We start from the raw sequence: 14,057 nt of genomic DNA, 5'->3' as shown, positions 1-14,057 counted from the left end.
AGGAGGCGACGGTCGACGCGGGGGACGACCGGATTCGGGTCGTCTGGCCGCCGGAGACGCGCATCTGTCGGCTGACGACGGAGTGCGGGAACGAGGGGACGTGGGTCGGGTCCGACGGGTCGTACGTGTCCGGCGTCTCCGTGGAGGCGACCGCGACGGCGGGGAACCGGAGCGCGTAGTCAGTAGAGGCCGACGTCGACGTCGAGCAGACCGCGCTTCACCGCGTCGAGCAATCGCTCGTCGAGGGGCATCCGCTCCCACTCGTCCGGTCTGTCGGCTTCGGGAACGTCGTCCAACAGGTCCACGTACGACGCGTGGACGTGCCGCCCGTTCTCGTCGCACTCCGGACACGTCACGATGATGAGTTTGACCCGATACGGTCGCTCCTGGGTCGCACCGCAGTGCGGGCAGACGTACGTCTCTGTCACTAGTCCGTCGTTTGGACCGCGGGTATTCAGGGTTTGCGGGTCGCGTCTCCGCCGGCGCGTCGTCTCGGCAGGCGAGTACGGCGTGATTGCGGAGAACGACCCGAAAGCTCCGGCCCCGTCCAGAACCGTCCGCGCGGGGCGGTCGGAGTCGTCGAGAGCGAGCGTCCGGCCGCAGGTCGAAACAGACTCGTCGACGGTACGTCGAAACCGACGCGTCCGCTGCGCGCCGAAACGGACGCACCGGGCGCTATCGCCGCCGTCTCACGGCTCTCGCCGCCACACGATGCGTCGGCGTTGTCGAGTTCGACGGCGGTGTCCTCGGCGACGTTCGGCGCCGTCAGGGCCGGTTCCCAGCCCTCCGTCGGGATGTCGGGTGCGTTCTCGTCGTCCGCGGCGTCGGCCGCGAGCGACGCCGGCGACACCTCGACGGGGACGCCCTCCATGTTCGCGGCGAACAGGAGTTGCTCGTCGTGCGCTGGCGATTCCCTGAACCCGTAGTAGAGGACGGTGCCGTCCGTCGGGTGTCGGTAGGTGAAGTAGTCCTCGTCCATCAGGTCGTCGCGAAGCCACGGTCGGTCGTGGCGGAACTCCCGCGTCGCCAGTCGGGCCGCCGTCCGCGCGTCGGACTGGTCCTCGTGCCAGTGCGTGAGGTTGGCGAAGTCGTACACGTCGCGCATCCACGCGTCGGCGTAGGCTTCGAGGTCCGCGGCGGACAGGTCGTCGCCGAGGGGTTGGTCCATCGCCGACAGCATGGCGGCCATCACGTCGAGTTCGTAGTCCGTCGCGTCCACGGTGCCCGCGAGGGCGTTCATGAACGAGTGCAGTTCCTCGACGGAGTCGAAGCCGAGGTCCTTCACGCGGCGGAAGTGCGCGGGGTCGGCGAACTGCTCGTCGCGCACCTGCCAGAACAGGAAGTTCGACTCGTCGGCGACGACTTTCACGTTCCACTCGGGGTCGGTGTCGCGGACGAACCCCCACGGCGCGCGCATGTTGGCGTGGACGAAGTCCATCGGCACGCCCGGCAGGAAGCAGTGGAACAGCATCGCCGTCGCCGGGTTGTCGTACGCCGCGTCCAGCGTCTCCGGGTAGTCGTCGCCGAGGTAGGGGTTCACCGGCGACTGGTTGAACTCCACCGTCGGGTCTATCTGCGTCCCGCGGCGGACGGTGTCGTGGTTGGCGACGCCGGTCAGCCAGTTGCCGCCGAACTCGCCGACTTCGCGGACGCGCCACCACTTCGTCGCCCAGAAGGTGAGGAGGGCGGGCGTGTTGTGCGCGAACGTGATTGGCGACCACTGGAACGAGTGGGGGTGTTGCTCGATGAGGGCGCGGTAGGAGGAGGCGAGTTCCCAGTCCTCGCGCGGCCACGGCCGGCCGTCCTCGTATATCATCCACGGGCGGTACTCGGTGCCGGCGACTTCCTGCGTGACGGCGTCCATCTCCGCGAGGAAGTCGTCGTCGTGGTACATCTCGCCCGTCTCCTCGTCGTAGGAGGTGAAGTCCTGCGCGCCGTCCACCCGGATGCCGTCCGCGCCGAAGTCCATCTTCCGCTTCTGCATCTCCAAGAAGACGGCGCGAGCGGTCGGTTCGGTGTAGTCGAGGTGCTTGCCGTACATCCCCGGGCCGAGGACGTAGCGGTCCGAGAGCAGTTCCGCCCCCCGGTCGTCCGCGTGGCCGAGGGCCACGTCGAAGACGACGCGGATGGGTCGCGGCAGGTCGTGGCACGCCGCGATGAAGTCCACGAGTTCGTCCGGTCGGCCCGACTTGAGGATGGCCGGGTTCGGCGCGGAGAACGCGCTGACGACGATGTCGTAGCCCCAGTTCAGCATGTCCGGGCGGGCGACGGCGGCGGTGAGTTCGTCGTCGGACTCTTCGACCACCGTCCAGTACGCCTGCGTCTCCTCGTTCTCCGTGAGCGGTTCGACCGGCATCACCTGGATGGCGTCGTAGCCGGCGAAGTTGCGCTCCCACGGGTCGAGCGGTTCGCCCGCGCGCTGTTTGCGGGCGATCGCCTCGTACACCTCCGCGAGTCCGGCGAGCGACCCCGACTCGGTCGCGGTGCCGGGGTGAATCTCAAGCATGCTCACCGCGGGGTCGACGCGCGGCAGACCGTCGTGTTCGGTCGTCGGGACGCGTTCGTCGTCGGTGCCGAGCGACTCGAAGTACTCCCTGTCGGCGCGCGTCTCGTCCAACCGTTCGAGGTCGTACAGTTCCGCGGGGCCGAACGCGCCGAACGGGACGGAGTGGGCCACGGGGTCGGTGACGACGTGCCACTCGCCCTCGCGGCGGTACGTCAGGTGGTACAGCGACCCGAGTCGGTCGCGGGTACCGGCTCGCACGCCCGCGACGACGCCCCAGTGGTACTCGCCCTCGCGGCGCAGTGGGACGCGTTCGCGGCGGAACGTCACCTCGCGGGCGTCCGTCGTCGCGGGGTCGACGTCCGCCGGCGGCGTGAGCACTTCGAGGTAGACCTCGTCGGCCGGGACGCCGGCCTCGGCGAGTTCGGGCGCCAGAAGCCGACTTCGGCGCGCCCCTCGTCGTCGAGGTGGGCGCCCAGACGGTCGGTGAGTCGTTTCGCCGCCTCGAAGGGGTCGTCGTGGTCGGCGACGACGCCGCGGTGCCAGTCGAGGAGTTCGTCGGTCGGTTCGTCGAGGAGTCGGGGGTCGGCGTCGGATGTCATCTAAGAGCGGTGTGGGTCAGTTCGAAGAGCGGTGGGAGTCAGTTCGCGTTCGCGGACAGGACAGCGACGTGGTCGACTTCGAGACCCTCGGCGGTGGCCGTCTCCTCCCCGGTGACGAGGTCGGTCGAATCGACGCTGTAGTCCGAGAGCGTCACCGTCGCGGGCTCCTCGCCGAAGTTGAGGATGCAGACGTAGGCGTCGCCGTCGAGTTCGCGCAGGAAGGCGACGGCGCGGTCGGTGTCGGACTCGTAGTCGACGCGGTGGTAGGTGCCGTCGAACCCGAGCGCCGGCGTCTCGTTGCGCACGTCGATGAGTTGCTGGTAGTGGTCGCGAATCTCCTCGCGGGCGTGGTCCCACGCGATGGCGTCGCGGCGGCCCCGTTGGCCGAGTTCCTGCCCGCCGTACAGCATCGGGACGCCCGGCAGCGTGAACAACGCGCCGGCGGCGGCCATCGCGGCGTCGTCGCCGCACTCGACGATGTAGCGCGTCTCGTCGTGGTTCTCGATGTAGAGCATGAACGACGCGTGCGGCGGGAAGCCCACCTCGGCGCGTTGGTCTACGGCGTCGAGGATGGCCTCCGCGGACTGGTTGCCGTCGCCCACCTGCCGCATCGTGAAGTAGAGCGTCGTGTCGAAGTGCATGTCGAACATCCCGTTGTGGAAGTCCGCGATGTACGGGATGGTCTCGTCGAGGAGGAGGAACTCGGGGTCTTTCTCCTTCACCCGGTCGTGGAGTTCCTGCCAGAACGTGTTCGGGACCGCCCACGCCATGTCGCAGCGGAAGCCGTCCACGAGGTCCGCCCACATGTCGACGGCGTCCAGCAGGTGGCGGCGGACCTTCAGGTTCTCGTAGTTGAAGTTCGCGATGTACTCCCAGTCGAAGTACGTGCCCGGTTCGCCGTTCTCCTGCCACTCGTACCAGTCGTAGTACTCCGAGTCGGGGTTCTCGTAGGCGCCTGGAAGAACGGGTGCGCCCGCGCCGAGTGGTTCAACACGAGGTCGAACAGCACCTTCATGCCGTGGTCGTGGGCGGCGTCGACGAACGACTCGTAGTCCTCGCGCGAGCCCAAGTCCTCGGCGATGCTGTAGAAGTCGGTGATGTTGTAGCCGTGCGGCGCGTGGTCGTTCTCCAGGACGGGCGTCAGCCACAGGCAGTCCACGCCGAGGTCCGCGAGGTAGTCGAGGCGTTCCTCGAACGCCTCGAACACGGACTCGTGCTCCTCGTCGTCGGTGAACCCGCGGACGTAAATCTCGTACAGCGTCACGTCCTTCGACCACTCCGGCGGGTCGTTCGGACGAGAGACACCGAAGCCGGTTCGCTCGGCGTCGTCGGAGGCCGTCTCTACTTCGCGACCCTCACTCATCGATGCCACCGTCGGTCGTCGGTTCGCGCGTGAACTCCACCGTGTCGGGGACGCTGTAGGCGTCGGCGATGGCGACGCCGTGGACGCGCACGCGGTCACCGACGGCCGAGAGCGGGATGCGGAGTTCCCAGCCGTCGGCTTCGACGGCCGACTGGGACACGTCGTCCCGGTCGTCGACGAGGAACTCGACGACGATGTCGTCGCGGTCGGTGTCGCTGTCGGGGTGCGGTTGCGGGTCCGCGCGGACGACGAGGGTGTCGTCCTCGACGGTGCCCTGAAGCTGCACGCGCGGCCGACCGCCCTCCTTGCTCCCGCCCGACCCGGCGCCGGAACCCGAACCGGAGACGCCACCGCTCTGCTGGACGGGGCGGGCGGATCCGCTCTGGAACCCGCTCATCCCGCTCATCCCGCTGGCGCCCGTGCCGGGCCGACGGGGGCGAGTTCGCCGGAGAAGACGCGGACCGTGAGCCGGTGGGTGTCCTCGGGCGAGTCGAGTTCGAGGACGTACGTTCCGGACGCGTCGGGCGAGAAGGAGACGACGCTGTCGTCTCCGGGCAGTTCGAGTTGGCTCCCCACGGGGGCGCTCTTCAGATGCCAACTGTACGACGCGTCGGGGTCGGGGTCTCTGGGTGCGAGTTGTACTGTCTCGCCGACAGCCATGAATCTCGGTGGGCCGGGATGATGCATGGTGGGAGAAAGCACCCCTCGGAACTTTGCCTTTGCCCTCGCTCGAACGGTCGTCGCCCCGTTTTCTCCATCATCTTCGGTCGTATATCACGGTCGTCCGGATATTTACTACAGCACAAATGTATATTTATCTAGACAAACCCAGTCAATACTTATGCTCCGCGGGCGCACCCCGTTGATATATGAGACTACGGACCGCGCTGAACGAATACAAGCGCGACAACGGGCGCTTCCCCGAGGAGTTTCCGACTCGGGACGGCGCGTTCTCTGGCCACGGCGACCGGTTGGTCTACGTCGGACCGACCGGGTCCCTCCGCGACTACTCGTCTGCACTCTCCGGACTGTACGGCGTCGACCGGTCACGGTTCGCCATCGAAGCGAACGGCGAGATGCGGTGGTTCGACACGCTCGACACGGTTCGACAGCACTACTACCGCGAGACGAGCCTCGTCGAGACGGAGTACGACGCCGGGGAGTACACCGTCCACCAGTACGACCTCACGCTCGGCCGGGCGCACGTCACGCACGTCGAACTCCGCGGGGCGATTCCGACGGACGCGCACCTGACGGCGTTCCTGACGTTCGCTCCCGAGGGCCGCGAGACGCGCGTCGGCCGCCTCATCCACGAGGGAGGCGGGCCGAACGGGACGCAGGCCGTCGAGGTGTTCCACCGGGACGAACACGACTACGTCACCGCCTCGACGGGACTGGACGACGTGCGCGGGCAGATTCCCGAACGGTTCGACGAGATACTCTCCGACGAGGTGTTCGAGTTCCCCCGCGAGGCGGTGCTGGACCGCTACGAGGACACGCACCTGAGCGGCGACATCGTCGTCTCCGCACCGTTGGAACCCGACGGCCGCGCCGCGCGGACGACGCTCGTCACCCAGTTGTCCGACCACGAAGTGCTCTCCCGCGAGGAGGCGCTGTCGGACCTCACGCACTGCGCGCTCGAACACGCCTCCGCCGACAGTATCCGGGCGGCGGCGCGCGAACGCGCCGAGGTGTACGTCCCCGACCACGTCCCCCGCGAGGACCTCGTCCGGTCGGACCTGCGCGCGCTGTCGCTCCTGACCGCGCCGACCGGCGCGCACATCGCCGGACCCGAGTTCGACCCGTTCTACGCCCACTCCGGCGGCTACGGCTACACGTGGTTCCGCGACGAGGCGGAGGTGTCGCGGTACCTCCTCGCCGCCGACGACCGCTTGGACCTCGAACTCACGGACCGGCTGGCGACGAGCGCGGAGTTCTTCTGTGACGCGCAGTTGGCCGACGGGTCGTGGCCGCACCGCGCGTGGGCCGTCGACGGGTCGCTCGCGCCCGGGTGGGCGCACTCCCGCGTCGAGAACTCGAAGAAGCCCGAGTATCAGGCCGACCAGACGGCCAGCGCCGTCACCTTCCTCGCGAACGTACTCGAACGCCGGGACGAGATGGACCCCGAACTCGTCGGCGAGATTCGGGACAGCATCGAACGCGGCGTCGAGTGTCTCGACGGGAGCCTCGAGGACGACGGCCTCCCCGAGACGTGTCAGAACGCGTGGGAGAACATGGTCGGACGGTTCACCCACACCGCCGCGACGTTCCTGCAGGCGTACGCCACCGTCTCGCAAGCGCCCGTGACCGACTCGCTCGCCGACCACGCCGCCGAACAGGCGTCGGTGGTGTTCGAGGGCATCGACCGACTGTGGGACGACGAGTACGAGGTGTACGGCCTCCGGTTGCAGGGGGACTCGCTGGACTCCCGGCTCGACTCCGCGACGTTCTCGCTCGTGGAGGCCTTCGCCGCGTACGACCGGCTGGAGAGCCTCTCTGAGACGGTTCTCGACCAGTTAGAGTCGCACATGGAGACGGCGCTGACGGACCTCTACCGCGAGACGGACGCGGTGGCGGGCCTCGTGCGCTTCGAGGACGACTGGTGGCGCGTGGCCGAACAGGACGAGCCGAAGATATGGTCGCTCTCGACGGCGTGGGGCGCGAACGCCGCCGCGACGCTGGCCGTCCTCCTCGACGACTACGGCCGGCCGAAGGAGGCCGACCTGTTCCTCGAAGAGGCGACCAAACTGTACGAACTGCTCCGACCCGACGGGCCGTTCACCACCGCGGGCGGCTACCTGACCGAGCAGGTGTTCGACGACGGCGGCGCTGACAGCGCGGCCCCCCTCGGCTGGTCGCACGCGATGCGCCTGCACGCCACCGCCCTCCTCGCCGAGTACGACGCCCTCCCCGCGCCGAAGCCCGCGCCCTCCGGTCCGGAGAGTCGGCCCCGGTGGACCACCGGCGAGAAGTACGGCGTCGGCACCGTCGCCGACCACACCGAGGAGGACGCCTCGCGGGTCTGGTTCACGCTCACCGAGGGCTCTCTGACCGAGGTACGGTTCCCCCGAGTGGACCTGATGAACCTCCGGACGCTCGACATGCTGGTGGTGGACGCCGACCCCGAGTCGACGTACACGGCGCGGACGCACAACGAGACGCGCCGCGACGACGCCGCCGACACCATCGAACGCCGCGCGGAGATGGTCGAGGACGACTCCCTCCTGTTCCGACACGTCATCACCGAGTCCGGCGACGGACGCGGCCACGAGTGGACGCTCACCGTCGAGTACGCGACGGACCCCGAACACGACGCGTTGCTCGCCGACGTGTCGTTCGAGGCGGAGGACGGTCACGAGTACGACGTGTTCGCCATGGCCGACACCGCCCTCGTGAACACGGGCGACAAGGACCGCGGCCTGCGCCTCGGGCAGATGGGGAGCTACCACCTCGTCGCCCGCGACGCCGGCGCGTACGACCAGGAGGGCGAGGTGCGACCCCTCCTCATCGACGAGAACGGCGAGGAGTACAGCGTCGCCGTCGCCATGACCGCCGCCGGGCGGTTCGACTGGGCGACGGTGGGCGTCGCCGGCTCCGACCACCTCGCGGGGCTGTTCTCCGAGGGCGAACTGCCGAACGCGCAGGAGCGAGTCGACAACGAGAACGTCGTCCTCGTCGGACGCATCGGCAGCGGCGCGCGACTGAAGGAGACGCTGGCGCTCGGGTTCGCCGAACACGCCGACACCGCGGCCGCCCTCGGCGAGGCCGCCGGCGCGCTGACTCGCGGGTACGAGACGGTGCGCACGGGCTACGCCGACTCGTGGGCGAACTTCCTCGCGGACAAGGAACTACCGACGTCGGTACAGGACGACGAGGCGCTGGCGAACCAGTACCGCGCCTGTCTGATGTCGCTGCGCGCCGTCGAGGACAAGACGTTCCTCGGCGCGGGCATCGCCTCGCCGTCGGTGCCGTGGGGCGAGGCGGTCACCTCAGAGGAGCCGAAGGGGTACGGCTACAACTTCGTCTGGTCGCGCGACCTGTATCAGGTGTTCACCGTGTTCGACGCCGTCGGCGACGTGGAGACGGCCATCGACGCGCTGGAGTACATCTACGAGTACCAGCAGGACAAGCGCGGCTTCATCCCGCAGAACACCTACCTCAACGGTCGCACCCGCTGGGGCGGCGAGCAGATGGACAACATCTCGTTCCCCGCCGTGATGGCGTACACGCTCTCACAGCGCGGCGTCGACTTCGACGACGTGGGCTACGACTACGTGAACGTCAAGCGCTCGGCGGACTACGTGGCGCGGAACGGGCCGCCGACGGCCCAGGAGCGCTGGGAGGAGGAGGCGGGCTACTCGCCCTCGTCCATCGCCGCCGAAATCGCGGGGTTGGCCTCCGCCGCCGCCATCGCCATCGACGAGGGGCACGACGCGGACGCCCTCATCTGGTTGGCACTCGCCGACGATTGGACCGACAGCGTCGAGTCGTGGACGGCGACCCGGACGGGCACCGAACGGCACGACGAGACGCCCTACTACGTGCGCGTCACCCGCGACGGCGACCCGGACGCGGGGCACCTGCGCACGCTGGCGAACAACGGACCGACGCTCGACGAACGCGAAATCATCGACGGCGGGTTCCTCGAACTCGTCAGACTCGGAATCAAGCCCCCGAGCGACGAGGTGATGCAGAACTCCGTCACGGAGATGGACAACACCATCCGCGTCGACACGCCGTACGGCCCGGCGTTCTACCGCTACAACGGCGACGGCTACGGCGAACGCGAACGCGACGAGGAGGGCGCGCCGTGGTCCATCGAGTCGAAGGGGAAGGGTCGGCTGTGGCCCATCTTCACCGGTGAACGCGGCGAGTTCGAACTGCTGAACGACACCGAGGAGGACGCCCTGCAACCGGAGAACCTCCTGCAGACGATGGCCGGGTTCGCCAACTCCGGGCGGATGCTGGCCGAACAGGTGTGGGACCGCGAGTACAGCACGGACTACAACTGGGAGTTCGGCGAGGGGACCGGCGCCGCGACGCCACTCGCGTGGTCGATGGCGCAGTTCGTCCGTCTCGCGCACGGCGTCGAGGCGGGCGAACCCGTCGAGACGCCCGAGTTCGTCCGTCGCCGCTACATCGAGACCGACCGTCCCGAATCGCCGAAACTGCAGGTGAGCACCCGCTTCATGGGCGACAACCTCGTCGTCTCCGGGCGGACGAACGCCGCCGTCGTCGCGGTGAAGACGCCGAGCGAGACGGCGCTGGTCGAACCCGAGGACGGGTCGTTCGAGGCCTCCCTCCAGATAGAACACGGCGAGAATCAGGTCACCGTCGCCGCTGCGACGGACGCGGACCTGACCGCCGCGGGGACGAGAGTCACCCGGTTCACGCTGTAACCCCGCCACCGGACCGCCGTCGCGGACGCCCTCCCCCGCGAACTTTTACTCGGGTCGTCCCAAGTGACTGCATGGCCACGTACACGCGCCGAACGCGGGTCGCCGCACCGCTCTCTGCGGTCTGGGAGTTCCACTCGAACGTGTCGGGACTGGAGGCGTTGCGCCCGACTGGATGGGTCTCGACGTCGTCTCCGTCCGCGGCCCGGACGGCGAACTCGACCCCGAGGTGCTGGAAGTCGGAGCGAAGATACGGATGTCGATGCGGCCGTTCGGCGTCGGCCCGCCGCAACGGTGGACGTCGCACATCGTCGCTCGCGACGCCGACGAACACAGGGCGATGTTCCGCGACGAGATGGTCGGCGGACCGTTCCAGCGGTGGGTCCACACGCACCGATTCTACGCCGACGGCGACGAGACGCTGGTCGAAGACCACCTGGAGTACGAACTCCCGGGCGGGGCCGTCGGCCGCGCGCTGTCGCCGTTCGGCGTGGTCGGGTTCGAGCCGATGTTTCGACAGCGACACGCGACGACGAAGCAGTTGCTGGAGTCAGTTACCCAGGACTGAAGTCGTGGGCTTCCTCCTTGCATCTGTGTGAGTCGTCGGTGCGGGCGGTTCTCTGAGTCGTCGGTGCGGGCGGTTTCGCGAGGGGCGCTCAGGCCGGGTCGGCCGGTCCGAACGGTTGCGCGTGCGGCGAGGTCAGAATCTCGAACCGCGCGCCGCCCGCGGCGCTCTCGGCGACCTCGATGTCCCAGCCGTGGGCCTCGACGATGCTCTCGACGATGGAGAGCCCGAACCCCGACCCGTCCTCGGCGGTGGTGTGGCCCTGCTCGAAGACGGCGGCACGGTCCTCGGCGGGGATGCCCGGGCCGTCGTCTTCGACGTAGAACCCCGCTCTGTCGCGGAGGGGTCCGACGGCGATGGTGACCTCGTCGTCGCCGTGTTCGATGGCGTTGCGGACGAGGTTCTCGACCACCTGCGTCAGTCGACTGGCGTCCGCGGAGACGGTGCCGAGTTCGTCCGCCAGTTCGAGCGTCGCGCCGTCCGTCTCGACGGCCGCCCACGCGCGTTCGACGCGCCCGTGAGGTCCACGGGCGACGTCTCGCCGACGGTCCGGCCCTGTCGGGCGAGTTCGAGCACGTCGCTGACGAGCGTGTCCATCCGGTCGAGGGCGTCCACCGCGCGGTCGAGGTGCGACACGTCGCCGGTCTCGCGCGCGAGGTCGACGAAGCCGTCGACGACGTTCATCGGGTTTCTGAGGTCGTGACTCACGACGCTGGCGAACTCCTCCAACCGCTCGTTCTGCTGGCGGAGTCGCCGCTCGCGCTGCTTCCGTTCGAGCGTGTACGACAGCATGTCGGCGGCCGTCCCGAACAGCGACACCTCCTTGTCGGACCACGAACGCGGCGTGGTGGAGACGAACGCGACGGCGCCGACGAGCGACCAGTTCGACACCATCGGGAGCGCGAGCAGGCTCCCGTCGTCGGGGAGGGCCGAGGAGGTGATGGACGTCGGGAGCGACCGAAGCTCCGTCGAGCGGACGTTCTCGAAGCACCGGAGACGGTCGAGTAACCACTCACAGTCGTCGCCCGGGACGGCCGTCGGGAGCGACGGGCCGGACGCCGCGGTCCACTCGTGCGTCTTCTGAAGCGCGTCCACGTCGGGGTCGTACGAGTAGACGGCCGCGCCGTCCGCGTCGGCGAACTCTCCGAGACTCTGGAGCGTCCAGTGAATCTTGGTGCCCACCTCGTCCACCTCGGCGCTCATGAGCGTCGTCGAGGTGTCGAGGACGACGTCCTTCAACCGAGCGCGGTACTGCTGTCGGTCCTGCCGGGAGCGCTGTTCGGTCACGTCGTGGAGTGTCCCGACGGCGCGGCGTTCCTCGCCGTCGAACGCCTTCAGCGAGATGGTGGCGACGCAGTGGACGCGTTCGTCGTCGGCGGTACACACGTCCGTCTCGAAGCGCGTCGTCTCCGGGCCGTCGGCGGCGAACAGGCGGTCGAGTTCCTCGCGAATCCGTCGTTCGTCGTCCGGCGAGACGTCCGAGACGTGACTGCCGAGAATCCGCTCGCGGTCGTAGCCCATCAGGTCGACGAACACGTCGTCCACCGAGACGAATCTCCCGTCGCCGTCGATGACGTAGACGGCGGTTTCGAGGGCCTCGAACACGCTGTCGTAGCGTTCGGTCGCCTCCTCGGCGCGGTTCCGCGAGACGGCGTTCACGACGCGCTTGGCCAGCACGGCGTACTGGTCGGTTCCGCTCGTCTTCTGCATGTAGTCGGTCGCGCCGACGCGAAAGGCGTCGCGAGCGACCGCTTCGGAGCCCTTGCCGGTGTAGAGGACGAACGGGAGGTTCGGTCGTCGGGAGCGGACGGCGCGGAGCAGTTCCAGCCCGTTCATGCCCGGCATCTCGTAGTCGCTCACGACGCAGTCGAAGTCGGTGTCGGCGTCGGTCAGCCGTTCCAGGGCGTCGTGCGGGTCGGTCACGGTGTCGACGGTGAGCGCCGTCTCGCCGGCTTCCCGTTCGAGGTACGTCGCGACCAGCGTGGCAAGCTCCGGTTCGTCGTCGACGTAGAGCACGGCGATGTCCTCCCGGAGCGTCGTCATATTTCGTTTACGCGAGGCGACGGGTTATCAGCGTTGTGACCGTGGTATCACAATTGATATTCGAATCGGGGAGATGCGCCGGGGCGATACCGACGCGTCAGACGGGCGTCAGCCGTTCGGCTGCTTCTGGCGTTCACTGCCGCTCTGGCCGGGTTCGGCGCCCGAACTACCGGTCGTCGTCAGGTAGATGCCGGCGAGGACGACGGCGCCGCCGAGGACCGTCACGGGCGTGGGAATCTCACCCAAGAGAACGAACGCCAGTATCGTACTTCCGACGGGTTCGCCGAGCAGGGAGACGGAGACGACGCTCGATTCGAGGTAGCCGAGCGCCCAGTTGAGTACCGTGTGGCCGAACACGCCGGGGCCGACGGCCATCGCGAGGAACAGCGCCCACTCGCGGGCGGCGTAGTCGAACAGCGGGTGGCCCGCGGCGAGCGTCAACCCGAGCAGGACGACCGCGCAGACGCCGTAGACGACGGTCACGTAGGGGACGAGCGAGACTCGCTGGCGGAGCGACCGGCCGGCGAGCACGTAGGCGGCGGCGGTCACCGCGCCGACGAGGGCGAGGGCGTCGCCGTAGAGCGGAGCCTCGCCGGCGAGCGTCGGGGCGGCGGCGGTGCCCGCGTCGAGTCCGCCGAGGCCCGGATGCGCGGCGAGTGCGGCCGCGACGTCCGGGACGAACAGGTCGCCGAGCGTCATCGTCGCCATCCCCGCGAGGGCGACGGCGATGCCGGCGACGACGCCGCGGGTGATGCGTTCGTCGAGGAGCGCCCACGCGCCGAGGGCGACGAACAGCGGTTGGGCCTGCACGAGGGTGACGCTGGCGGCGACGCTAGTCCACGCCAAGCTCTCGAACCACGAGGCGAAGTGGACGGCGAGGGCGACGCCGGCGGCGGCGGCCCACAGCACGTCCCGGCGCGGCAAGTCGCGGAGTTCCTCGCGTGACCGCGCGAACGCGACGGGCGCGAGGAGGCTCACGGTGAACACGACCCGGTAGAGCGCCTTCACGAGGCTCGGTGCCTCGCTGTACCGGACGAGTATCGCGCTGGTGCTGACCGCGACGACGGCGACGAGGAGACCGACGAGCGGTGAGACGGGCGGGTCGCGGGACACATCGCTTCCTCCGCGTGCGCGGCCTTACCGATTTCGGAGGCGGCCGTCGGTCGCGGGACGCGACCGCTACACCGTCTGCGCGCGCAGCACCGCCTTCGGGTTCGCCCACGAGACGACGCGGGCCGCGTCGTCGCCGGCGTCGACCGCGAACTCGACCGCGAAGCGGTCGTGCGCATCGCTCGGCGCGTCGCGGAACCGGCGGTGCAGTTCGGCCTCGTCCGCCGCCGAGACGCCCGTCCGTTCGACCCACGCGTCGAAGTCGAGCGTAATCTTCGCGCGCTCCGTCTCCGTCACCGCCAGTCCGGCGTCGGCGAACAGGTCGGTCCACGCCGACACCGACAGGAGTTCGACGTGCGTCGGGTCGCGGAGGCGTTCGACGCCGTTCAGCCACGCGGCCAGTTTCGGATCCTCGGGGGCGACGTTGTCCTCGAAGGCGAAGGTGCCGCCGGGTTCGAGGACGCGGGCCACCTCG

The 14,057-nt window shown here is 69.0% G+C and carries 5 protein-coding genes and 4 pseudogenes; 2 read left to right on the top strand and 7 right to left on the bottom strand.

Features of this window, described 5'->3' with window-relative positions; translation table 11 throughout:
- Window positions 1-179: 179 nt before the first annotated feature.
- From GJ632_RS11585 to malA, 3 genes and pseudogenes are all read right to left on the bottom strand, one after another.
- Entirely contained in the window at window positions 180-428 is a 249-nt protein-coding gene (locus GJ632_RS11585) for a hypothetical protein (protein WP_343161144.1), read from the bottom strand.
- A 261-nt stretch (window positions 429-689) separates the two neighbouring features.
- Window positions 690-3,105, bottom strand: a pseudogene (gene gghA / locus GJ632_RS11580) (glucosylglycerol hydrolase).
- Between the two features lie 38 nt (window positions 3,106-3,143).
- Window positions 3,144-5,128: pseudogene (malA, locus tag GJ632_RS25920) on the bottom strand (alpha-amylase MalA).
- 209 nt (window positions 5,129-5,337) lie between these two features.
- Between malA and GJ632_RS11570 the strand changes: the two are divergent.
- Both GJ632_RS11570 and GJ632_RS11565 read left to right on the top strand, forming a co-directional pair.
- Window positions 5,338-9,867: a glycoside hydrolase family 15 protein gene (locus GJ632_RS11570; protein WP_191452988.1), complete on the top strand. Its 4,530-nt coding sequence runs from the start codon at window positions 5,338-5,340 to the stop codon at window positions 9,865-9,867.
- 71 nt (window positions 9,868-9,938) lie between these two features.
- Window positions 9,939-10,432, top strand: a pseudogene (locus GJ632_RS11565) (SRPBCC family protein).
- Between the two features lie 88 nt (window positions 10,433-10,520).
- Here the strand turns inward: GJ632_RS11565 and GJ632_RS25370 are convergent.
- The 4 genes and pseudogenes from GJ632_RS25370 to GJ632_RS22105 form a co-directional block, all read right to left on the bottom strand.
- The gene (locus GJ632_RS25370) at window positions 10,521-10,841 is read right to left on the bottom strand and encodes a sensor histidine kinase (protein ID WP_343161143.1); all 321 of its coding nucleotides are present in this window, start codon (window positions 10,839-10,841) and stop codon (window positions 10,521-10,523) included.
- Between the two features lie 5 nt (window positions 10,842-10,846).
- A complete protein-coding gene (locus GJ632_RS11555) occupies window positions 10,847-12,472 on the bottom strand; it encodes a response regulator (RefSeq protein WP_191452987.1) in 1,626 nt (541 codons plus the stop codon).
- A 108-nt stretch (window positions 12,473-12,580) separates the two neighbouring features.
- Entirely contained in the window at window positions 12,581-13,585 is a 1,005-nt protein-coding gene (locus GJ632_RS11550) for a DMT family transporter (RefSeq protein ID WP_343161142.1), read from the bottom strand.
- A gap of 66 nt (window positions 13,586-13,651) precedes the next feature.
- Window positions 13,652-14,057, bottom strand: a pseudogene (locus GJ632_RS22105) (SAM-dependent methyltransferase); the annotation flags it as partial.

It is taken from the genome of Halogeometricum sp. CBA1124, assembly GCF_009741955.1.
GTDB classification, from domain to species: Archaea; Halobacteriota; Halobacteria; order Halobacteriales; family Haloferacaceae; genus Halogeometricum; species Halogeometricum rufum.
Note: the sequence above shows the minus strand (reverse complement) of the source record. Positions and strands in the feature narration are given on the sequence as shown.

Bases quoted from the DNA above. Each gene is read 5' to 3' on its own strand.
- GJ632_RS11570 (WP_191452988.1), top strand. From the start codon at position 5,338: ATGAGACTACGGACCGCGCTGAACGAATACAAGCGCGACAACGGGCGC.
- GJ632_RS11555 (WP_191452987.1), bottom strand. From the start codon at position 12,472: ATGACGACGCTCCGGGAGGACATCGCCGTGCTCTACGTCGACGACGAA.